25 protein-coding genes are annotated in these 19,485 nt (G+C 71.0%); 20 read left to right on the top strand and 5 right to left on the bottom strand.

The features are described from left to right. Positions 1–261: 261 nt before the first annotated feature. Positions 262–1,287, bottom strand: coding sequence for a LacI family DNA-binding transcriptional regulator (locus tag ABZT12_RS19820; RefSeq protein ID WP_356385782.1), 1,026 nt, complete (start codon positions 1,285–1,287; stop codon positions 262–264). Positions 1,288–1,380: 93 nt separating this feature from the next. Next, on the bottom strand, positions 1,381–2,160 hold the full coding sequence (locus ABZT12_RS19815) for a response regulator transcription factor (protein WP_356385779.1): 780 nt from the start codon (positions 2,158–2,160) through the stop codon (positions 1,381–1,383). A gap of 176 nt (positions 2,161–2,336) precedes the next feature. On the opposite strand from ABZT12_RS19815, the gene ABZT12_RS19810 reads away from it, so the two are divergent. From ABZT12_RS19810 to ABZT12_RS19765, 10 genes are all read left to right on the top strand, one after another. Then, a complete protein-coding gene (locus tag ABZT12_RS19810) occupies positions 2,337–3,230 on the top strand; it encodes an alpha/beta fold hydrolase (protein WP_356385776.1) in 894 nt (297 codons plus the stop codon). 39 nt (positions 3,231–3,269) lie between these two features. Then, positions 3,270–3,524, top strand: coding sequence for a MoaD/ThiS family protein (locus ABZT12_RS19805; RefSeq protein WP_356385773.1), 255 nt, complete (start codon positions 3,270–3,272; stop codon positions 3,522–3,524). A gap of 3 nt (positions 3,525–3,527) precedes the next feature. Beyond that, positions 3,528–4,814 carry a hypothetical protein gene (locus ABZT12_RS19800; RefSeq protein WP_356385770.1) on the top strand — a complete coding sequence of 429 codons (1,287 nt, stop codon included), beginning with the start codon at positions 3,528–3,530 and terminating at the stop codon, positions 4,812–4,814. Positions 4,815–4,946: 132 nt separating this feature from the next. Further along, positions 4,947–5,693 (top strand): DUF2993 domain-containing protein, encoded by a 747-nt coding sequence (locus ABZT12_RS19795; protein WP_356385767.1) that lies wholly within the window; start codon positions 4,947–4,949, stop codon positions 5,691–5,693. 278 nt (positions 5,694–5,971) lie between these two features. Beyond that, positions 5,972–6,055 (top strand): putative leader peptide, encoded by an 84-nt coding sequence (locus ABZT12_RS19790; RefSeq protein WP_356385913.1) that lies wholly within the window; start codon positions 5,972–5,974, stop codon positions 6,053–6,055. A 127-nt stretch (positions 6,056–6,182) separates the two neighbouring features. Further along, positions 6,183–7,022 carry a sulfurtransferase gene (locus ABZT12_RS19785; RefSeq protein WP_356385764.1) on the top strand — a complete coding sequence of 280 codons (840 nt, stop codon included), beginning with the start codon at positions 6,183–6,185 and terminating at the stop codon, positions 7,020–7,022. 27 nt (positions 7,023–7,049) lie between these two features. Beyond that, positions 7,050–7,337 (top strand): DUF1416 domain-containing protein, encoded by a 288-nt coding sequence (locus ABZT12_RS19780; RefSeq protein WP_356385761.1) that lies wholly within the window; start codon positions 7,050–7,052, stop codon positions 7,335–7,337. 225 nt (positions 7,338–7,562) lie between these two features. Further along, positions 7,563–7,823, top strand: coding sequence for a DUF3099 domain-containing protein (locus tag ABZT12_RS19775; RefSeq protein ID WP_356385759.1), 261 nt, complete (start codon positions 7,563–7,565; stop codon positions 7,821–7,823). Positions 7,824–7,875: 52 nt separating this feature from the next. After that, on the top strand, positions 7,876–8,718 hold the full coding sequence (locus ABZT12_RS19770; protein WP_356385756.1) for a helix-turn-helix transcriptional regulator: 843 nt from the start codon (positions 7,876–7,878) through the stop codon (positions 8,716–8,718). Further along, on the top strand, positions 8,700–8,987 hold the full coding sequence (locus ABZT12_RS19765) for a DUF397 domain-containing protein (protein ID WP_356385753.1): 288 nt from the start codon (positions 8,700–8,702) through the stop codon (positions 8,985–8,987). The genes ABZT12_RS19770 and ABZT12_RS19765 overlap by 19 nt, the downstream gene beginning before the upstream one ends. A gap of 15 nt (positions 8,988–9,002) precedes the next feature. Here the strand turns inward: ABZT12_RS19765 and ABZT12_RS19760 are convergent, their stop codons facing one another. After that, on the bottom strand, positions 9,003–9,365 hold the full coding sequence (locus ABZT12_RS19760; protein ID WP_356385750.1) for a DsrE family protein: 363 nt from the start codon (positions 9,363–9,365) through the stop codon (positions 9,003–9,005). Between the two features lie 188 nt (positions 9,366–9,553). On the opposite strand from ABZT12_RS19760, the gene ABZT12_RS19755 reads away from it, so the two are divergent. The 6 genes from ABZT12_RS19755 to ABZT12_RS19730 all read left to right on the top strand — a co-directional run bounded on the left by ABZT12_RS19755 (position 9,554) and on the right by ABZT12_RS19730 (position 14,249). Continuing rightward, positions 9,554–10,210, top strand: coding sequence for a hypothetical protein (locus ABZT12_RS19755; RefSeq protein WP_356385747.1), 657 nt, complete (start codon positions 9,554–9,556; stop codon positions 10,208–10,210). Further along, positions 10,207–11,100 (top strand): hypothetical protein, encoded by an 894-nt coding sequence (locus tag ABZT12_RS19750; protein WP_356385744.1) that lies wholly within the window; start codon positions 10,207–10,209, stop codon positions 11,098–11,100. Before ABZT12_RS19755 ends, ABZT12_RS19750 begins: the two co-directional genes overlap by 4 nt. Next, on the top strand, positions 11,097–12,011 hold the full coding sequence (locus tag ABZT12_RS19745) for a hypothetical protein (RefSeq protein WP_356385741.1): 915 nt from the start codon (positions 11,097–11,099) through the stop codon (positions 12,009–12,011). The genes ABZT12_RS19750 and ABZT12_RS19745 overlap by 4 nt, the downstream gene beginning before the upstream one ends. A 217-nt stretch (positions 12,012–12,228) precedes the next feature. Next, positions 12,229–12,804 carry an FABP family protein gene (locus ABZT12_RS19740; RefSeq protein WP_356385738.1) on the top strand — a complete coding sequence of 192 codons (576 nt, stop codon included), beginning with the start codon at positions 12,229–12,231 and terminating at the stop codon, positions 12,802–12,804. A gap of 16 nt (positions 12,805–12,820) precedes the next feature. Beyond that, entirely contained in the window at positions 12,821–13,273 is a 453-nt protein-coding gene (locus ABZT12_RS19735; protein ID WP_356385735.1) for a transcriptional repressor, read from the top strand. Between the two features lie 10 nt (positions 13,274–13,283). After that, positions 13,284–14,249 (top strand): folate-binding protein, encoded by a 966-nt coding sequence (locus tag ABZT12_RS19730; RefSeq protein ID WP_356385732.1) that lies wholly within the window; start codon positions 13,284–13,286, stop codon positions 14,247–14,249. 127 nt (positions 14,250–14,376) lie between these two features. Here the strand turns inward: ABZT12_RS19730 and dtd are convergent, their stop codons facing one another. Beyond that, complete coding sequence (gene dtd / locus ABZT12_RS19725; RefSeq protein WP_356385729.1) at positions 14,377–14,802, bottom strand: D-aminoacyl-tRNA deacylase; 426 nt, start codon at positions 14,800–14,802, stop codon at positions 14,377–14,379. A 169-nt stretch (positions 14,803–14,971) separates the two neighbouring features. Between dtd and ABZT12_RS19720 the strand changes: the two genes are divergently transcribed. From ABZT12_RS19720 to ABZT12_RS19705, 4 genes are all read left to right on the top strand, one after another. Further along, positions 14,972–15,589 carry a hypothetical protein gene (locus tag ABZT12_RS19720; protein ID WP_356385726.1) on the top strand — a complete coding sequence of 206 codons (618 nt, stop codon included), beginning with the start codon at positions 14,972–14,974 and terminating at the stop codon, positions 15,587–15,589. Positions 15,590–15,611: 22 nt separating this feature from the next. Further along, positions 15,612–16,580 carry an asparaginase gene (locus ABZT12_RS19715; RefSeq protein ID WP_356385723.1) on the top strand — a complete coding sequence of 323 codons (969 nt, stop codon included), beginning with the start codon at positions 15,612–15,614 and terminating at the stop codon, positions 16,578–16,580. A 120-nt stretch (positions 16,581–16,700) separates the two neighbouring features. Then, on the top strand, positions 16,701–17,957 hold the full coding sequence (locus ABZT12_RS19710; protein ID WP_356385721.1) for a GNAT family N-acetyltransferase: 1,257 nt from the start codon (positions 16,701–16,703) through the stop codon (positions 17,955–17,957). Between the two features lie 270 nt (positions 17,958–18,227). Next, the gene (locus ABZT12_RS19705) at positions 18,228–19,130 is read left to right on the top strand and encodes a winged helix-turn-helix domain-containing protein (protein WP_356385718.1); all 903 of its coding nucleotides are present in this window, start codon (positions 18,228–18,230) and stop codon (positions 19,128–19,130) included. Positions 19,131–19,166: 36 nt separating this feature from the next. On the opposite strand, the gene ABZT12_RS19700 is transcribed toward ABZT12_RS19705, so the two are convergent. Beyond that, positions 19,167–19,355, bottom strand: coding sequence for a hypothetical protein (locus ABZT12_RS19700; RefSeq protein ID WP_356385715.1), 189 nt, complete (start codon positions 19,353–19,355; stop codon positions 19,167–19,169). Between the last annotated feature and the right edge of the window lie 130 nt (positions 19,356–19,485).

The raw sequence follows: 19,485 nt of genomic DNA, 5'->3' as shown, positions 1-19,485 counted from the left end.
GGATACGGGGGAAGTGGAGGGTGCGGGGGAGTGAGGATCAGCTCGGTGCGGGGCGGCTGCAAGTCGTACGCCATCTCCGGCGACCTGACCCCATCGACCTGACCGGCGATCTGACCGGCGACGGCCGCGCCGACCTCCTGGTCCGCGACTCCTCCGGCGTCCTCTGCCTCTACGCCGACACCCGGAGCGAGCACAGCCCGTGGAAGGCCCGCGTCCAGGCCCGCACCGGCTGGGACTTCACCCCGTACGTCGTCCGGCGGCTCAGCCCACGCAGCCGCAGGACCGCCGGGTCACCAGCCGGGAGGGGAACACCCGCAGCCGCTCCCGGCGGGACCCGGCCACCCGCAGCCCGTCGTCGAGGACGAGGTCCACGGCGGCCCGGGCCATCGCGGAACGGTCCGATGCGATCGTTGTCATCGGCGGGTCCGCGAGCGCCGCTTCCTTGATGTCGTCGAAGCCGATCACGCCGAGCTCCCGGGGCACGTCGATGCGCAGCTCGCGGGCGGCCCGCAGCACCCCGATCGCCTGGTCGTCGGTGGAGCAGAAGACGGCCGGCGGGCGCCGGGGCCCGGCCAGGATGCCGAGGGCGACCTGGTAGGCGTCGTAGCGGTTGTACGGCGCCTCGAAGAGCCGGTCCTCGGTGGGGAGTCCGGCCTCGGACATCGCGCGCCGCCACCCCTCGACATGGTCGGAGACGGGGTCGCCGACGGCGGGGGTGTCGGCCGTACCGCCCATGCAGGCGACGTACTCGTAGCCGTGCTCCAGGAGGTGGCGGACGGCGAGCTGGGCGCCGCCCAGGTCGTCGGTGACGACGGCGACGTCGTCGATCGCCTCGGGCCGCTCGTGCAGCAGCACCACCCGGGCGTCCCACGCCTCGATCTCGGCGGCGGCCAGGTCGTTCAGCGCGTGGCTGACGAGGATCAGGCCCGAGACGCGCATCCCGAGGAAGGCGCGCAGATAGTGCACCTCGCGCTCGCCGACGTAGTCGGAGTTGCCGACCAGCACCATCTTCCCGCGCTCGGAGGCGGCCTGTTCGACCGCGTGCGCCATCTCGCCGAAGAAGGGCTGGCGCGCGTCCGGCACGATCAGTCCTATGAGGTCCGTCCGCCGCGACGCCATGGCCTGGGCGACCCGGTCGGGCCGGTACCCCAGTTCCTTGATCGCGGCGAGGACGCGCTCGCGCGTTGCCGGGGCGACCGGCCGGGGTCCGTTGTTGATGACATAACTGACTACGGCGGTCGAGGTACCCGCCAGCCGCGCCACATCATCCCGAGTCACCTTGGCCACCCGCGGAGTCTACGCGGATGGACCGGCTCTGGGCAGGGCTTATCGAAGCTTCCCCGGGTGCGAACGAGGAGCGCGTCCCCGCCGTGAGCCGCGTTACGCCTCGGCGGGGATCTCGGTGGCGTCCAGGGCGGCCGACTCGTCCGTTTTCTCCGGCTTCGGCGGGGTCGCCTTGGCCCGGGAGTCGTCCGTGGCCCGGTCGGCCTTCTCCGGGGTGACGAAGCGGTAGCCGACGTTGCGGACGGTCCCGATGAGCGACTCGTGCTCGGGGCCGAGCTTCGCGCGCAGCCGCCGCACGTGCACGTCGACGGTCCGGGTGCCGCCGAAGTAGTCGTAGCCCCAGACCTCCTGGAGCAGCTGGGCGCGGGTGAAGACCCGGCCCGGGTGCTGCGCCAGGTACTTCAGCAGCTCGAACTCCTTGAAGGTCAGGTCGAGGACCCGGCCCTTGAGCTTGGCGGAGTAGGTCGCCTCGTCCACCGACAGGTCGCCGTTGCGGATCTCCATCGGGGAGTCGTCGCTGACGATCTGCTGGCGGCCCATGGCGAGCCGCAGCCGCGCCTCGACCTCGGCGGGTCCGGCGGTGTCGAGGAGGACGTCGTCGATGCCCCAGTCGGCGGTGACGGCCGCGAGACCGCCCTCGGTCACGACGAGGATGAGCGGACAGCCAGGACCGGTGGAGCGGAGCAGCTGGCACAGGCTGCGCACCTGCGGGAGGTCCCGGCGGCCGTCGATCAGGATGACGTCGGCACCCGGGGTGTCGACGAGGGCGGGGCCTTCCGCCGGAGCCACGCGCACGTTGTGCAGCAGCAGGCCGAGGGCGGGAAGCACCTCCGTGGACGGCTGGAGGGCGTTGGTCAGGAGCAGCAGCGAACTCATATGTCTGGTTCCTCCTCGGTCCCTGCGAGGACGCTTACGGCACTACGGCACTACCTGTGCGGACCCGGTTCGCCCCGTACACCTGCGGTTTCCCGTTTCGTATACAACGCTTCCGAAAGCACAAAAGGACCCGGGGGCAACTCTGCCCAGGTCCTCTGTTCAGGAGAATAGCCCACATGAGCACTGGTAGGGCAGGTCATGCGGCACGTTCCACCGTTCGTCCGCACTCTGAGACGAGCAGACGCACACCTTTGCGGACGTTCCTGACCACGGTCGACGGGGTGGCGATCGATTCCGTATACGAACCCGGTGCGGTCGTATACGACACCTCGCGGCCACCCGCCGGCGACCTCGTGTTCGTCGTGGCGCACGGTTTCACCGGCGACGTGGACAAGCCGCACGTACGGCGGGTGGCCAGGGCTCTCGCGCGGTACGGGGCCGTGGTGACCTTCTCCTTCCGCGGCCACGGGGCCTCCGGCGGGCGCTCGACGGTCGGCGACCGCGAGGTGCTCGACATGGCCGCCGCGGTCCGCTGGGCCCGCGGGCAGGGGCACGCGCGCGTGGTCACCGTCGGCTTCTCGATGGGCGGCTCGGTGGCGCTGCGGCACGCGGCGCTGCACGCCCCGGACGCCCCGGACGCCCCGGACGCCCAAAGGGAAGAGGACGCGCACGCGGGAGCGCACACGGACGCGGTGGTCTCGGTGAGCGCCCCGGCCCGGTGGTACTACCGGGGTACGGCCCCCATGCGGCGCGTCCACTGGCTGGTGACGCGCCCGGAGGGCCGGTTCGTCAGCCGCTACGGATTCCGCACCCGTATCCACCACCGCGACTGGAACCCCGTCCCGCTCTCCCCGGTCGAGGCGGTCCCCGGGATCGCGCCGACCCCGCTGCTGATCGTGCACGGCGACCGGGACGGCTACTTCCCCGTCGACCACCCCCGGATGCTCGCCGCGGCGGCCGCCGGCCACGCCGAACTCTGGCTGGAGCCCGGCATGGGCCACGCCGAACACGCCGCCACCGACGACCTGCTGGCCCGCATCGGTCGCTGGGCTGTCGGTCAGGGCGGCTAGCCTGGCGGTGTTGACGCCGATCGATTACTGAGGAAGCAGATGCCAAAGGTCACGGTGCGCTACTGGGCGGCCGCGAAGGCCGCGGCGGGGTTCGCCGAGGAGCCGTTCGACGCGGTCACCCTCGCCGAGGCGCTCGCCGAGGTCCGCGAGCGGCACCCCGGGGAACTCACCCGCGTACTGGCGCGATGCTCGTTCCTCGTCGACGGTGACCCCGTGGGCACCCGCGCACATGAGACGGTACGGCTGGCCGAGGGCGGCACGGTCGAGGTGCTCCCGCCGTTCGCAGGAGGATGAGCGATGAGCAACCAGCCGTACGAGGGCTACGACGAGGGCCACGACCCCTACGCCCCGCACCCCCCGCACCCCCCGCACCAGCCGCCGCAGGCGTGGCCGGGGCAGCAGCAGTCCTATGACGACCCGCAGGCGGCCCAGCAGTACACGCAGCAGTGGCAGGGCCAGACCTGGGAGACCCAGATCCAGCCGACCACGGCCCCCGTGCCCGACCCGGCGTACCCGTCCCCCCAGAACCAGCAGCAACAGCAACAACAGCAGAGCTACGGCGTGACGGGCCACCCGCTGCCGCCGGAGGCCCCGGGGCAGCAGGGCCAGTACGGGCAGCACGCACAGCAGGGCCAGTACGGGCAGCAGGGGCAGCAGCAGGCCCAGGGCTGGAACTACCAGCAGCCCCAGTCCTACGCGCAGCCCCAGCAGCCCTACTACCCCCAGGCACCCGCCCCGGAGGCGCCCGCGCCCGCCGCCCCCGCGCCCGCCCCGGGCGCCGAGGAGGGCGCCGGTTACGGTCCCGCCACCGTCGTCGGCAACGCCCGGGTCACCGACGCCCAGCGCGCCCGCCTCGAAGGGCGTTCGCCCGTCATCGAACCGGGCATGCAGCCGGCCGCGCTCACGGCGGTGCTGGGGCTGCTGCTGTCCGTGACGGCGGCCGTCGGCTCGTACGCGCTGCTCGTGCCGCTGGTCGTCCTCCAGGCGGTCACCGCGGCGGGGTGGTTCCGGCTGAACGGCATGTGGCCCGCCCGGCAGGGCATCGCGCTGGCCTTCGCGGGCGCGGTCGTCGCCGACGCGGCCCTGCTGGCGGCCGGCCGGGAGCACGGCCCCGCCGCGATCCTGGGCACCCTCGGCGTCTGGGTCCTGCTCGCCCTCGTCATGCAGCTCCGTTCGCACGCCGACCCGGACGAGCGGATGTACGGCCTGACGGCGACGGTCACCTCGGCGGCCCTGTCGATCATCGCGGCCGGCCATCTCGCGGCCGACCCGGACGCGGTCACGGTCGGCGCGGCGGCGGTCGCGGTGGCGGTGCTGGCCCGCGCCCTCCCGCTGCCGACCCCCGCCTCGGTGATCGTCTCGCTGCTCGCGGCGGCGGGCGCGGGCATCGCGGTCGGCGGGGTGACGCACTTCGGTACGAAGGGTGCCGTGCTCGGCGCCGGGGCGGCGGTCTGCGCGCTCATCGGCCACCGGGTGGCGAGCTACGACTACCCGTCCCGCTTCGTCCACTTCACGGCGGGTGTGGCGCTGCCCCTGGCGGCGTCGGCACCGGCGGTCTACGTCCTGGGCCGCGCGCTCGGCTAGCGGAACAGGTCGAGCGTCCTGTCACAGGTGATCGACAATTCCGCTACGGCCGCCCGCCCAGGGTTACGCTCGCGCTCGGCGGTCACCCGGCCGCCGGTCACCGCTGTCCCGTCAAGGTGGGGGAAACACCGCATGCGCGCGCTGCGAATACTTCTGGTCGTCGTCGTGATCCTGGGCGGCCTGTTCGTCCTCGTCGATCGCGTGGCGGTGCACTTCGCGCAGGGCGAGGTCGCGGACCGGCTGAAGAGCCGGGAGAACCTGGCCGTCACGCCGTCCGTGTCGATCGAGGGCTTCCCGTTCCTCACCCAGGTGGCCGGCGGCGACCTGGACGACGTGAAGATCGGCATCAAGGAGTACGAGGCCTCCACCGGCACCGCGAGCGGCTCCGGCACCGCCACCATCCGGATCGACGACCTCAAGGCGGACATGAAGGGCGTCGAGTTCTCCGGCGACTACAGCTCCGCCACCGCGGACACCGCCACCGGCAGCGCGAACATCACCTACGCCGAGCTGCTGAAGGCCGCCAAGGGTGACGCCACCACCGTCGCCCCGGGTGTCACCGCACAGGTCATCGGCCTCTCCGACGGCGGCAACGGCAAGATCAAGGTCGCCGTGAAGGCGAAGGCGCTGGGGCACACGCTGCCTCCGATGTACGTCCTGAGCACGGTCACCGTCGTGGGCGACACCGTGAGGGTGCACGCCGACGGGCTGCCCGCCTTCGCCGGGGTCCAGCTCGCCGAGGCGAAGGTCCGGACGATCACCGACTTCCAGCAGACGATCGACCAACTCCCCGGCGGCATCAAGCTGGACAGCGTCGTCGCGGCGAAGAACGGCGTCGACATCACGGTCCGGGGTTCGAAGGTCAAACTGGCCGGGTAGTGGCTCGGGGGCGGGGCTAGGGGCCTCGGGGGCGGCCGGCGGCGGTCCGCCCGCCGACATCCGGCGCGGAACCGGGCACGACTGTCCGACAGGCGAGACATCCCCGTCCGTACCGCAGATGGCCCCAGCCGCGGCTTCGGATACATCACGGGTACTTCGGGCCGGAATCCGTGCGGCAGCGACCCTCACGCCTCCTCTTTCTCACATCGCGGACGATCGCGTCTCAAAATACGACACGCCGGTGACATGTCCCGCTGTCCGTCCCTACGATCGGGACCATGAAGAAGCGCCAGGCGGATCTCACGAAGCGGCGGGCAGTAGACCTGTGCCGCGTCGCCGCCATGCTCTGTCGCACCTTCTGAGCGGAAACGCAGACTTCCGCGTTCACTCCCCGCGCCCTGCTCAGGGCACCCGTGCGCTGCCCCCGTACGAGCGCGCACCTCTGTCTCCCGCACAGCACCGCCGCAACTGCCCCGGAGGAGAACGAACATGAGCCGCAGCGACGTCCTGGTCGACGCAGACTGGGTCGAGGCCAACCTCGACAACCCCGATGTGGCCATCGTCGAGGTCGACGAGGACACGTCCGCCTACGAGAAGAACCACATCCGCAACGCGATCCGGATCGACTGGACCGCGGACCTCCAGGACCCGGTCCGCCGTGACTTCGTCGACCAGGAGGGCTTCGAGAAGCTCCTCTCGGCGAAGGGCATCGCCAACGACACCCTGGTGATCCTCTACGGCGGCAACAACAACTGGTTCGCCTCGTACGCGTACTGGTACTTCAAGCTCTACGGCCACGACAACGTCAAGCTGCTCGACGGGGGCCGCAAGAAGTGGGAGCTGGACGCCCGCGAGCTGGTCGAGGAGGTCCCCGAGCGCGCGAGCACCCAGTACAAGGCCAAGCCGCAGAACACCGCGATCCGCGCCTTCCGTGACGACGTCGTCGCCGCGATCGGTTCGCAGAACCTGGTCGACGTGCGCTCGCCCGACGAGTTCTCCGGCAAGCTCCTCGCGCCGGCCCACCTCCCGCAGGAGCAGTCGCAGCGTCCGGGCCACGTCCCGTCCGCCCGCAACATCCCGTGGTCGAAGAACGCCAACGACGACGGCACCTTCAAGTCGGACGACGAGCTCAAGGAGCTCTACGTCGACGAGCGGGTCGACCTGGCCAAGGACACCATCGCGTACTGCCGCATCGGTGAGCGTTCCGCGCTCACCTGGTTCGTGCTGCACGAGCTGCTCGGCGTGGAGAACGTCAAGAACTACGACGGCTCCTGGACCGAGTACGGCTCCCTCGTCGGTGTCCCGATCGAGCTCGGCGCCAACAAGTAACCGCTGCGACCTGAAGGAAACCCAGACATGTGTGGAGCGAAGGCCGGTGGCCCCGACGCCTCGACGATCAAGCCCGGTGAGACCACGATCCAGGGCCAGGTGACGAAGGACGGCGAGCCCGTCGTCGGCTACGTCCGCCTGCTGGACTCGACCGGCGAGTTCACCGCGGAGGTCCCCACCTCCGCGACGGGCCAGTTCCGTTTCTACGCCGCCGAGGGCACCTGGACCGTCCGCGCCCTCGTCCCCGGCGCCACCGCCGACCGCACGGTCGTCGCCCAGACGGGCGGCCTCGCGGAGGTCGCGATCACCGTCTGACAAGCAAGCGGAAGGGCCGTGCCCGGGTCGCATCCCGAGGCACGGCCCTTCGTCGTCTCCGGGCCTACCCTTGAACCATGTACGCACGTCGCCGCCACGCGGCACCTCTTGATGGGCCCCTCGCACTGCTTCGCAGGCTTCGGGGCGCCGCGGCGGCCGCCGGCCGCCGGTAGCGGAGGGGTGTGACCCGTGCGGCTGTCCTCGGTGCGGGCCTACCCTTGAACCATGTACGCACGTCGCCGCCACGCGTATTTCGCCATGATGGGGATCTGTATCGGGCTCTTCGTCCTGGCCTGGGGAGTCGTGCGGATCTGGTCCGTGCCCGCCGCCGTGGGGATGTGCGTGGTGGCGATGGTGATCCCGCCGCTCGCCGCCGTCGTGGCCAACCGCCGCGGCCCCGACGACCGCTGGTGGGACGACCCCTCCGGCGACCCCAAGTCCGACGACTGGTGGGACGAGCTGGACGGCAAGAAACGGCGCCGCTGAGAGCGACGGCTGGGCTACTCTGCGTATTCACAGCCCAGTTCACGGAGGTGCGATGCCGCCGCGCAGGATGGTCACCGGCCGGAGCCAGGAGCCGAGGCGGCGCTACGCCGAGGAGTTGCGGTCGCTGCGCGCCGAACACGGCCTGAGCCTCCGGCAGTTGGCGGAGGTGGTGGGCTGGGACCCTTCCCTCTTCGGCAAGTTGGAGAGCGGTGCGACCCTCGGCAGCCCCGAGGTGGCGCAGGCGCTCGACCAGTACTACGGAACGCCGGGCTTGCTGCTCGCCTTGTGGGAACTGGCAGTTGGCGATCCGACGCAGTTCAAGGAGCAGTACAGGCGGTACATGGCCTTCGAGGCTGAGGCGGTGAGTCTTTGGCACTACGCCGCCAGCGCACCACCGGGCCTGCTCCAGACCGCCGGGTATGCGCGCGAAGCGCTCGCAGCCGGCGGTGCTAAGGGCAAAGAGCTGGAGCAGCAGGTCGAAGCACGAACAGGGCGAAGGAAGTTGCTGGAGGGCGAGGAAGCGCCGCCGTTTCGTGCCGTCCTCTCCGAAGCGGTGCTGCACATGGGACTGCGGGACCGGCGGGCGTGGCGGGAGCAGTTGGGATTTTTGGCGGAGATGGCCGAGCGGCCGAACATCACGCTTCACGTCCTGCCATTCGGCTCCGGAGTGCACGGCTTGACGAACACCGGAGTGATGTTCCTGCGGCTGCTGGACGGTCGTACCGTGGCCTATGCCGAGAACGATGTACGCGGTGAACTGCTCGAAGAAGCAAGCAGAGTTGAGCGCCTACAGCGGACTTATGATGCGGTACGCGACCTGGCGCTGTCCCCGGCCGAGTCGCTGCAACTCATCCTGCGGATGTTGGAGGAAGTCCCGTGCCAGCTATCGACTTGAGCAGCGTGACGTGGCGCAAGAGCAGTTACAGCAACACGGACGGCGGCGAATGCATAGAGGTCTCCGACGACTTCCTGAGCACCGCCGACTGGCGTAAAAGCAGCTACAGCAACTCTGAAGGCGGCGCATGCGTCGAGGTCGCCGACAATCTCCCCGCTCTTGTCCCCGTCCGTGACAGCAAGAACCCCGCCCACGGCACCCTCCTCTTCGCCGAGGGCACCTGGGCGATGTTTGTCGGTGCCGTCAGGGGCGGCGGGCTCAACGGCTGAGCCAGGCGCAGCCGTTCAGTAGACGAGGGCCTGCGTCTCGTCCGCCAGCGCCTCCTGGACGAAGACCTGCGCACCGGCGATGCGTACGCCCTCCAGGACGTCCTTCTCCGTGATGTCGCGGCGGGCCGCGCACTGCGTGCACAGGGTGACCCGGCCCGCCGCGATGACCGAGTCGAGCAGATCGGGCAGCGGCGCCGCGTGCGGCAGCTCGAACCCGGCCGCGCGGCCCGGCAGCGCGAACCACGCGGACTCCCCGGTCAGCCAGAGCGAGACGTCGACCCCGCTCGCCACGGCCACGGCCGCCACCGTGAACGCCTGGGAGCACCGCTCGGGCGCGTCGGCCCCCGCCGTCACCTTGATCACCAGCTTTTTCGCCATGCCCGAATCGTAATCAACTCCCTTACAACTCAGGGCAACCACGGTGGGTCTCCTGTGCGCGTGCATACGAAATGTACGCGTCACGTTCGTTGGGGGACGTCTTGGAAGTACCTGAAACAACAGTGGAGCCGGAGCCCGAAGCGGAGCCCGGACCCCCGTCGCGTCGCCCCGGGCGGATCACGCTTCTGATGGCCGCTGCCGCCGTACTCGGTGTCGTCGCCGGTACCTGCACGGGTTTCCTCGTCCAGGCGCACCGCGCGCCCGACCAGTTGCCCTCGCTGTCGCAGGCCACGCTCGCGCAGGCGAAGGGCAACGGTCCCGAGCCGCTGTCCGCTGCCGGGGACCGTGCGGTCAAGACCGACGGCGACCTGCGCAAACTGCTTCTGAAGAAGCCGAGCGACGCGCGGTCGACGGTCACCGGTCCCGGTGACGGCTGGCTGGACCTCGCCGACTACGCCGAGGAGTTCACGCAGCCCGACGTCGCCTTCCGCTACCAGATAGCCCAGGAGTTCCGGCGCGCGGCCGTCGCGAAGTGGTCGCAGGGCACGCGTAACGTCGAGATCGCCCTGGTGCAGTACCGGCAGGAGGACACCCGCGGGGCGTCCGACGCCGCCACCGACGCCTACTACTACGGCGAGCGTGAGTCCCACAGCCACAGTTGGGGCATCCCGGGAACGGGCGACGGGATGGTGTTCGTGCACGACTCCCGGACCGCCGGCGGCTACCAAGCCGAGGCACACGCCTGGCGCGGCGATGTCGCCATGGCGATCTGGGTCTACGACTCCAAGCCGGTCACCAAGAAGACGATCATGGATCTTGCCGAGCGGCAGATGGGGCGGCTGTGACCGAGAAGCAGTTTCTGGAGGAGACGCGGGAGGAGGCACCGGCCGAGGCGCCCGTGCCCGCACCCGTGCCCCCGGAGCCCGAGAGCACCGTGCCGGAGAGCACCGTGCCCGAGTCGGCGCCCCCCGCTCCGAAGCCGGCCGTGCGCAAGGGCCGTATCGCGGCGATCGCCGGTTCCGCCCTGCTCGCCGTCGCGCTGATCGGCGGCGTCGGATACACCGTGGTGACCGTGAACGGCGCCGACCGGGACGCCGGGGCCCCGACCTGGAAGTGGCCCGAGGCCGCTTCGAAACCGGACGCGAAAGCGCCGACGGCCAAGGGGCTGAGCGGCACGCTCGTGCCGTACGCCTCCAGCGGGTACGTCCGCGGCCCGGACATCGAGCAGTTCGGCTCCGAGGCCGAACTGAGCGGGCGCGAGGCCACCGCGTTGCGCAAGCAGGAGATCAGCGGTCTTCCCCGTTCCCAGCGGCTTCTGCTGGAGAAGCAGATCGACCGGGAGCAGATCAAGGGCCTGGCCATGCGCAGCTACCTCAACGTGGCCGGCGCGACGGACTCCACGGTCGAGGCGGCGCACGCCTACACCATCGACGTACAGCTGGCCCAGATGGACGAGCACGCCGTACGGAACATCGCCACCTACCAGGACGCGGTCCTGAACGCCCTGACCGTCTTCCGCAAGGGGCCTGCCGTACCCGGCCACAAGAACGCGCGGTGCGTCCTGCCGACCAAGGAGGCGGGGGAGAAGCTGACCGGGATGATCTGCTCCGCGTACGAGGGCGATGTACTCGTGACGCTCACCGCGTCCGGGACCAGCTCGATGGACTCGAAGGGGATCGCGTCGTTCCTGCGCGAGCAGCTCGACCGGATCAAGACGACGGGGACAGCGGTATGACCGAGCAGCAGCAGGCCGTGATTCCGCCGCCTCCCGGAGAGCCGCCGTCGGTGCCACCCGGCCCCGAGCAGCGCTCCGAGCCACAGCCCGAGCCACAGCCCGAGGCGGTGTCCGAGGCGGTGTCCGAGCCGCAGCCCCCGTCGCGCGGGAGCCGCCGTGGCCTGCGCGCCGTCCTGCGCTGGACCGCGGCCGTCGTGGTGTTCGCGGCGGTCGGTTCGGGGACGGCGTACGGCATCACCCGGATGGACCGTACCGACGTGCCCGGTCTCGCGACCACGTCGGACGGGCGCTGGGCGTTCCCGGAGCTGACCCTGCCGCCGCTGCCGAAGGGCAGCCCGGCGCCGTTCGACAAGGCGAACACGACGGAGTCGCACTACGCGGACCTGCGGGCGCTCGTGCTGCCGGCGCCCCAGGGCGCGACGGTGGACAAGGCGCTCGCCGGGACGGACGGCTGGCTGGCGACGAAGGGGTTCCTGGCGGAGTTCTCCGCCAGGAGCGACCGGGAGGAGCTCGCGCAGAAGCTCACCGACGACGGTCTGCGGCACCTCGCGGCCCGCGGCTGGACCACGCCGGACGGCACGCACACCAGGATCTACCTGCTCCAGTTCGACACCGCGGCCGTCGCCGAGGAACTGGTCACCGGCAACCTCTCCGGCTACGCGGCGCCGACGTACCCCATGCGGGGAGCCGACAGCTACGCGTCGGACGACCAGTTCCCGGACGCGGCCAAACTGCCGAACGTCTCGGACCTGCCGTACACCGAGTCGAAGCCGTACGGCGCCGAGCAGGTCCGGGTGGCCTATCTGTCCGCCGGCGACACCGTCGGAGTGATCGTGCAGTCCCGCGCGGGGCAGGCGGAGGCGGTGCCGTTCCAGCAGACGGTGACCCTCCAGAGCCAACTGCTCGACTGAGCCGCACCTCGCAGTGAGCACCGGGTCCCGGCCGACTAAGCTGGGGCCCGGTCCTGTGTACGTATCGCACCACGTTCATCCGAGGAGCACCCCGTGGAGACCTTCTACGAAATCCTGCTGGTCCTGGTCTGTGTCGGCGTGCTCGCCTTCGCCGGACTGACCGTGAAGAAGCTGTACCAGGGCCAGCGCTGACCCCCATCGAGGAACTGCCGACGCCATGATCGAGATTCCGTCCGACCTCCACAAGGACCTGGTCCCCCTCGTCTTCCTGCTCGGCGACTGGGCCGGAGCGGGTGTGCACGACTTCCCCGGCTCCGAGAAGTGCAACTTCGGGCAGGAGGTGTCGTTCTCGCACGACGGGCGCGACTTCCTGGAGTACCACTCCCGCACCTGGGTGCTGGACAACGACGGGAACAAGGTCCGCCCCCTGGAGACCGAGTCCGGCTTCTGGCGCGTCGACGCCGACCGCAAGGTCGAGGTCACGATGGTCCGCGACGACGGCGTGGTGGAGATCTGGTACGGCGAGTTGGCCAAGCAGAAGCCGCAGATCGACCTGGTCACGGACGCGGTCGCCCGCACCGCCGCCTCCGGCCCGTACACCGGCGGCAAGCGCCTCTACGGCTACGTCAAGAGCGACCTCATGTGGGTCGGCGAGAAGCAGACCCCCGACGTCGAACTGCGCCCCTACCTGTCGGCCCACCTGAAGAAGGTCGTCACCCCCGAGGACGTCGAACGCTGGGCGAAGGCCCTCCCGGACGACATGCCGGACGACGGCATCGCCTTCTTCAAGTAGTCCTAGACTCTGGGGTGTGGTGAGCACCGACTGGAAGAGCGATCTGCGGCAGCGCGGTTACCGGCTGACCCCGCAGCGGCAACTCGTGCTCGAAGCCGTGGACACCCTCGAACACGCGACCCCCGACGACATCCTCGTGGAAGTGCGGAAGACGGCGTCGGGGGTCAACATCTCCACCGTCTACCGGACCCTGGAGCTGTTGGAGGAGCTGAAGCTGGTCAGCCACGCGCACCTGGGGCACGGTGCGCCGACGTACCACCTCGCCGACCGGCACCACCACATCCACCTCGTCTGCCGTGACTGCACGAACGTCATCGAGGCCGATGTCGAGGTGGCCGCCGAGTTCCGGGCCAAACTACGGGACACCTTCGGGTTCGAGACGGACATGAAGCACTTCGCGATCTTCGGCAGCTGCCGGGAGTGCGTCCGCGGGAGATCGACCGCGGAGTCCGCACCTACCGAGTCGTAGGCTTACGGGTATGAAGAGCCCTCTGCTGTCCCTGCCCGGCGCCGTATCCGGCGAAGGCGTGGACGAAGGTGTCGCCGCCCACTACGGGGACCTGTTCCGCGAGCAGCGTGCCCTCGCCGACGGCACCGGTTTCGTGGACCTCGCCCACCGCGGTGTGGTCGCCGTCACCGGCCCGGACCGGCTGAGCTGGCTGCACCTGCTGCTCACCCAGCACGTCAGCGAGCTGCCCGTGGGCCTGGCCACCGAGGCGCTCGTACTCTCCGCGCACGGACACATCGAGCACGCCCTGTACCTCGTCGACGACGGCGAGACGGTCTGGGCGCACGTCGAACCCGGCACCCAGGACGCGCTGATCGCGTACCTGGAGTCGATGAAGTTCTTCTACCGCGTCGAAGTGACCGACCGCACAAGCGAGTTCGCGGTCGTCCACCTCCCGGCCGGCTCCATCGCGGAGCTCCCCGAGGGCGTCGTCGTACGCGAGACGGCGTACGGCCGTGACCTCTTCCTGCCGCGCTCGGAGCTGGAGGCGTACGCGGAGAAGGCCGGTCCGCCGGCCGGGATCCTGGCGTACGAGGCGCTCCGGGTGGAGCAGCACCGGCCGCGGCTCGGCTTCGAGACCGACCACCGGACCATCCCGCACGAGCTGGGCTGGATCGAGTCGGCGGTGCACCTCCAGAAGGGGTGCTACCGCGGGCAGGAGACGGTCGCCCGGGTGCAGAACCTCGGCAAGCCCCCGCGCCGGCTCGTCTTCCTCCACCTGGACGGCAGCGAGGTCTTCCTGCCCGGCCACGGCACGGTGCTCCGCCTCGCCGACGAGGGCGCCGACGGCCGCGCGCTCGGCTTCATCACGACCTCCGTACGCCACCACGAGCTGGGCCCGATCGCCCTCGCCCTGGTGAAGCGGAACGTTCCGCTGGATGCGCGGCTGCTCGCCGACACCACGGCGGCGGCCCAGGAAGTCGTCGTAGAGCCGTAGCCGTAGAGCCGTAGAGCCGTAGAGCTGTAATAACCGTACGGCCGTGGGGATTTGGGGCCGTGGGTCGGTGCGGGGAGCGCGGGGGCGGGGATGTGGGGGCCGGTGCGCGGGAGCCTGTCGCGGGGGCCTAGATCTCGACCAGCACCGTGAACGGGCCGTCGTTCGTGAGCGAGACGCGCATCGCGGCGCCGAAGCGGCCCGTCGCCACCGTCGCGCCCAGCGAGCGCAGCACCGCGACCACCTCCTCGACGAGGGGCTCGGCGACCTCGCCGGGGGCCGCCGCGTTCCAGGTGGGCCGGCGGCCCTTGCGGGCGTCTCCGTAGAGCGTGAACTGGCTGACGACCAGCAGCGGGGCGTCGATGTCGCTGCACGACTTCTCGTCCTGAAGCATGCGAAGTGACCAGAGTTTGCGGGCCAGTTGGGCCGCCTTCTCCTTGGTGTCGGCGTGGGTGACGCCGACCAGGACACAGAGCCCCTCGCCGTCGATCGCCCCGACCGTCTCGCCGTCCACGACGACGCTCGCGCCGTCCACCCTCTGCACCACCGCACGCATGGGGACATCATGCCCTGCGCCGGGAAAGCGGCCGACGAGGGGACCCGGGGAGTGCATTTATCTTCCCTAACCCCCCATCCGGGGCCGTTCGGGGGCACTCGGTCACATAGCGGCCACACGGGGTGGCACGATGCTTCCCACACGCGGGTCGATGGGACGGTAGAGGCACATGAGTTCACCGAGTACCGGGCGGTCCCCCGGGCCTGTCCCGACGGTCCGCGAGGGCGGCCACCGCGCTCGCCGGCCGCCCGGGCAGCGCACCGACAGCCCGCTGCCGGCCGTCGACCGGTCCGAGCCCGACCTGACCGTGCTGCGCCTGCCGGAGCTGCGCACCCTGCGCCGGGACGCCCAGCGCGACGAGGCCGACCTGAGTTACGTACGACGGCTGCTCCAGGGCCGTATCGACATCCTGGGGGCCGAGCTGGCGCGGCGCGGACACGCGGCGCTGCTCGAACCCGCCGAGCGGTCGGTCGTCGACCGGCTCTCCGAGATCCTCACCGACGCACCCGCCCGGCAGCGTTCCTCGGCCCGGCATGTGACCCTGGGCACCCCGCGCGGCGAGGAGTACCGGCTGCTGGCGGCCGAGATGCTCGCCGAGGTCGAGCTGTCGGACCTGGGCGCCCGGACGGACCTGGAGCTGAGGAGCGCGATGGGCCGGCTGGTCCGCTACGAGCAGACGGCGTCCCGGCGCCGCCAGCTGCTCCAGCACACCGCCGACGGGTGCGGCGCGGAGATCGCCCGCAGGTACCGTGAGGGTGAGGCGCAGGTCGACGACCTGCTGATGTGACGACGACACGGTGAGGTACGCGGTGCACAGGACGGCCGAGATTCCCGACAGCGCGCCCCCGGTGCTGGCCGAGGTGGTGCGGTCCGGTTTCGTGGAGGGGCGGCACCGGGGGAGCCTGGTGCTGCTGGCCGCGGACGGTTCGGTGGAGCTGGCGCTCGGCGATGTCACCGCACCGGTCTTCCCGCGCTCCGCCAACAAGCCCATGCAGGCGGCGGGCGTACTGCGGGCGGGCCTCGACCTCGCGGGGGAGCGGCTGGCGCTGGCGGCCGCGAGCCACTCCGGCGAACCGTTTCACCTCGCTCTGGTCCGTACGATGCTCGACGAACACGGCCTGTCCGCAGGGCAGTTGCGGTGCCCGCCGGACCTGCCCCTCGATCCGGTGGAGGCGGAGACCTACCTGGCGGCGGGCGGGGTCCGCGACCGGGTGGTCATGAACTGCTCCGGCAAGCACACCGCGATGCTCGCCGTGTGCGCGCTGCGGGAGTGGCCGCTGGACTCCTATCTCGACCCCGGCCATCCGCTCCAGCGGCTCATCCACAGCGGTGTGGAGGAGGCGGCGGGCGAGCCGGTGGCCGCGGTGGGCACGGACGGCTGCGGCGCACCCCTGGCGGCGATCAGCCTGACCGGCCTGGCCCGCGCCTACCGCTTCTTCGTCCGCGCCGCCCCCGGCAGCCCCGAACGCCGGGTCGCCGACGCCATGCGCGCCCACCCCGGCCATGTCGCGGGCACCCGCCGCCCCGACACCTGGCTGATGCGCGACCTGCCCGGCACCCTCTCCAAGATGGGCGCGGAGGCCGTCCAGGCCCTCGCCCTCCCCGACGGCCGCGCCCTCGCCTTCAAGGTGCAGGACGGCTCGGCCCGCGCCCTGGGCCCGGTCCTGGCCCGCGCGTTGACCCTGCTCGGCGTGGACGCGCCGGTGGTGGAACGGGTGGGCCGGGCGCCGGTGCTGGGCGGGGGCGACGAGGTGGGGGAGATCCGCGCGGTGTTCTGAGGGCGCCGGGGGACACCGGGGCCGGGCCGGGCGCGGGACCGGCAGGAACGGGGCCGTGGGGCGGGGACGGGCGGGGAAAATCTCCGCGACACCCGCTCCCCGCCGACCTACCGTGATCCCATGACCCGCCGCCCCGAGATCGCCGTCCGCCCCGTCACCGAATCCGAGATACCCGACTGGATCCGGGCCCTGAACACCGGGTTCCTGCGCACCCCGCACGTCAGCGGGGCGGAGATCGCCGACCGCGGCTCGTACCTCGTCCCGTCCCGCACCCTGGGCGCCTTCGACGCGGGACGGTGCGTGGCGACGCTCCGATCGTTCCCGCAGGAGCTCACGGCGGTGGGCGGCACCCCCGTCCCCGCCGACGCCATCACCAACGTCACCGTCACCGCCACCCACCGCCGGCAGGGCCTCCTCACCCGCATGATGGCCCTGGACCTCGCCGCCGCGAAGGAGCGCGGGGACGTCGTCGCCACGCTGATCGCCGCCGAGTACCGGATCTACGGCCGGTTCGGCTTCGGCCCGGCGACCTGGACGACCGAATGGGAGATCGACGTCCCGCGCGCCGGCCTGGACCCCCGCGACCCGGTCACGACGGACGGCGCCCGGATCGACCTGGTGGACGCCGAGGACGTACGCAAGCTCGGCCCCGAACTCTTCGAACGGCTGCGGCGGAGCCGGCCGGGCGCGGTCAGCCGGGACGAGCGCTGGTGGCAGGTGAACACCGGGGCCGTACTGCTGGACCGCGCCTCCTGGACGGAGCCCTTCTACGCGGTGTACCGGGCGCCGGGCGGCGAGATCGAGGGCCTGGCCGCCTACGTCTGCGACGACGTCTGGAACGACGCCAAGCAGCCGCTCGACACGGCCACCGTGAAGGGACTGATCGGCACGACGCCGGCGGCCGAGCGCGCCCTGTGGCGCTACCTCTGCTCGATCGACTGGATCACCAAGGTGCGGTCGGGCCCGCGCTCGCCGGACGATCTGCTGCCCTACTTCCTGCCGGACCCGCGCGCGGCGAGGATCGTCACCCAGGCGGACTGGCTCTGGGTCCGGATCCTGGATGTCGTACGGGCCCTGGAGGCACGGTCCTACGAGGGCGAGGGCTCGCTCGTGCTGGAGGTGACCGACGGGACGGGGCCGGCCGGCGGGCGCTATCGGCTGGACGCGTCGCCGGCCGGCGCGACCTGCGCAGCGACCACGGAGAGCGCCGAACTCACGCTGGATGTAGCGGAGTTGGCGTCGCTGTGGCTGGGCGGCGAGTCCGCGGTGCGGCTCGCGGCGCTGGACCGGGTGCGGGAAGAACGAGCGGGCGCCGCCCGAGTGGCCGACGCCCTGCTGCGTACGTCCGGGCGACCATGGTGCCCGGACAGTTTCTGAACTCTCCCTGTTCCGTTGTTGGTTGACTGGTTGGTGGACTCATCCGTAGCTGTTCAGTTGTGGTTGCGCGGTGCGACGACCGGCCGGGCCCTCGGCTCCCCTCCGGAAGAGAACCCGTTCGGTCGCGGTGCGATGGCCAACCTTCGAAAAAGTGTGCCATGTCTCAGAAGTTGGTCACCAACTTCTCTGTAGTTAATGCCACTTGGAAGCGGCTCATAACCACCTTCCTCTGAACTGCCCAAAGATGGCGGGAAGTTGTAGTGTGCGACTGTGGACCCGGAACACGCCACCGTCACTGGACGGAACAGGTCACCACGGCCACAGCGGTCCCACCACGAGGTGGCCGACGAACTCCGCACCCGGATCAGGTCCGGTCTGCTGCGGCCCGGCCAGCGCATGCCCACCCAGGCGAAGCTGGCCGACGAGTTCGGCGTGGAGCGCGGAGCCGTCCGCCAGGCGCTGCGCCTCCTCCAGGACGACGGCCTGCTCGCCAACGTCTCCAAGGGCAGCCCGGCGACCGTCGCCGCCGCCCCGGTACCCGCCCTGACCGGCCCCGGAGCGCCGCCGCAGCCCACGATGGTGGGCCTCGCCCCGCGCGTCGCGACCGCGTTCGCGGCCCCGCACGTCGAGATCGAGGCCCTCTGCCTCACCTCGGTCTCGCTCACGCTGGCCATCGGCGAGCCGCTGCGGCAGATCCACGCGGGGCGGCTGAAACCGGCCAAGGTCGACGTCCGGGTGCTGCTGCCGTCGCGCGACATCGACCTGGCCTTCCCGGCACCGGTGGACGCCTCGCCCGACGGCCGGCTGCAACAGCGCTGGCTGACCCAGCGCAACGCCCAGGGGCAGGTGCTCCGCCACAACCTGCTGGCGCTGCGCGCCACGCACGGTATCGACGTGCGCGTCTCCTTCCGCGCGCTGCCGTTCACGCCCCCGGTCAAGCTCTACCTGCTCAACGGGGCGGAGGCGCTGTTCGCCTACTACACCCTCACCCGCCGGGAGACGGAGATCGGCCAGGAGCAGGTGGAGACATACGACGCGGAGGGCACCCGGTCGATGCTGTTCGCCTTCCAGCAGGGCGCCGGTCCGCGCGACACCACGTTCGTGGAGCAGTCGATGCTGTGGTTCAACGCGCTGTGGGAGACGATCAGTTCGGAGCTGACGCTCACGAGCTGAGGTCTCCCACGGGGGTGGTGCGGGCCGGCCGTGCGGTCACAGGGCCGGTCCGGTGAGCAGCAGGGCGAGCAGGACGGCCCCGGCGGAGCTGACCGCCGGGCTCTTGGCCTTGGTCCCGACGCTGAGCAGCAGCAGGCCGACGACGCCGGTGGCGCCGTACTTCCACTGGACGAGCTGCTCGAAGCCGATGGACAAGACGGCGGAGAGGAGGGTGGTGACGGGCACGGTGGTACCCCCTTCGGGCAGTGAGGAGGCTGAGGGCGGAGAGGAAGCAGAACTTCCGCCAACTTGTCGAAGTTGGCAACCAACTACACTTAAGTTGTCCCCACTTGGTAGCCCGTCATAAACAGGTTCC

It is taken from the genome of Streptomyces sp. NPDC005423 (genome assembly GCF_040606415.1).
Lineage (GTDB): Bacteria > Actinomycetota > Actinomycetes > Streptomycetales > Streptomycetaceae > Streptomyces.
This window is presented reverse-complemented; position numbering and strand designations above follow the sequence as displayed.

Excerpts from the sequence above, each read along its gene's own strand:
- ABZT12_RS19815 (WP_356385779.1), bottom strand. The coding sequence starts at position 2,160 with ATGAGTTCGCTGCTGCTCCTGACCAACGCCCTCCAGCCGTCCACGGAG.
- ABZT12_RS19780 (WP_356385761.1), top strand. The coding sequence starts at position 7,050 with ATGTGTGGAGCGAAGGCCGGTGGCCCCGACGCCTCGACGATCAAGCCC.
- ABZT12_RS19745 (WP_356385741.1), top strand. The coding sequence starts at position 11,097 with ATGACCGAGCAGCAGCAGGCCGTGATTCCGCCGCCTCCCGGAGAGCCG.
- ABZT12_RS19805 (WP_356385773.1), top strand. The coding sequence starts at position 3,270 with ATGCCAAAGGTCACGGTGCGCTACTGGGCGGCCGCGAAGGCCGCGGCG.
- ABZT12_RS19720 (WP_356385726.1), top strand. The coding sequence starts at position 14,972 with ATGAGTTCACCGAGTACCGGGCGGTCCCCCGGGCCTGTCCCGACGGTC.
- ABZT12_RS19760 (WP_356385750.1), bottom strand. The coding sequence starts at position 9,365 with ATGGCGAAAAAGCTGGTGATCAAGGTGACGGCGGGGGCCGACGCGCCC.
- ABZT12_RS19785 (WP_356385764.1), top strand. The coding sequence starts at position 6,183 with ATGAGCCGCAGCGACGTCCTGGTCGACGCAGACTGGGTCGAGGCCAAC.
- ABZT12_RS19790 (WP_356385913.1), top strand. The coding sequence starts at position 5,972 with ATGAAGAAGCGCCAGGCGGATCTCACGAAGCGGCGGGCAGTAGACCTG.
- ABZT12_RS19810 (WP_356385776.1), top strand. The coding sequence starts at position 2,337 with ATGAGCACTGGTAGGGCAGGTCATGCGGCACGTTCCACCGTTCGTCCG.
- ABZT12_RS19740 (WP_356385738.1), top strand. The coding sequence starts at position 12,229 with ATGATCGAGATTCCGTCCGACCTCCACAAGGACCTGGTCCCCCTCGTC.
- ABZT12_RS19775 (WP_356385759.1), top strand. The coding sequence starts at position 7,563 with ATGTACGCACGTCGCCGCCACGCGTATTTCGCCATGATGGGGATCTGT.
- ABZT12_RS19800 (WP_356385770.1), top strand. The coding sequence starts at position 3,528 with ATGAGCAACCAGCCGTACGAGGGCTACGACGAGGGCCACGACCCCTAC.
- ABZT12_RS19770 (WP_356385756.1), top strand. The coding sequence starts at position 7,876 with ATGCCGCCGCGCAGGATGGTCACCGGCCGGAGCCAGGAGCCGAGGCGG.
- ABZT12_RS19755 (WP_356385747.1), top strand. The coding sequence starts at position 9,554 with ATGGCCGCTGCCGCCGTACTCGGTGTCGTCGCCGGTACCTGCACGGGT.
- ABZT12_RS19710 (WP_356385721.1), top strand. The coding sequence starts at position 16,701 with ATGACCCGCCGCCCCGAGATCGCCGTCCGCCCCGTCACCGAATCCGAG.
- dtd (WP_356385729.1), bottom strand. The coding sequence starts at position 14,802 with ATGCGTGCGGTGGTGCAGAGGGTGGACGGCGCGAGCGTCGTCGTGGAC.
- ABZT12_RS19795 (WP_356385767.1), top strand. The coding sequence starts at position 4,947 with ATGCGCGCGCTGCGAATACTTCTGGTCGTCGTCGTGATCCTGGGCGGC.
- ABZT12_RS19730 (WP_356385732.1), top strand. The coding sequence starts at position 13,284 with ATGAAGAGCCCTCTGCTGTCCCTGCCCGGCGCCGTATCCGGCGAAGGC.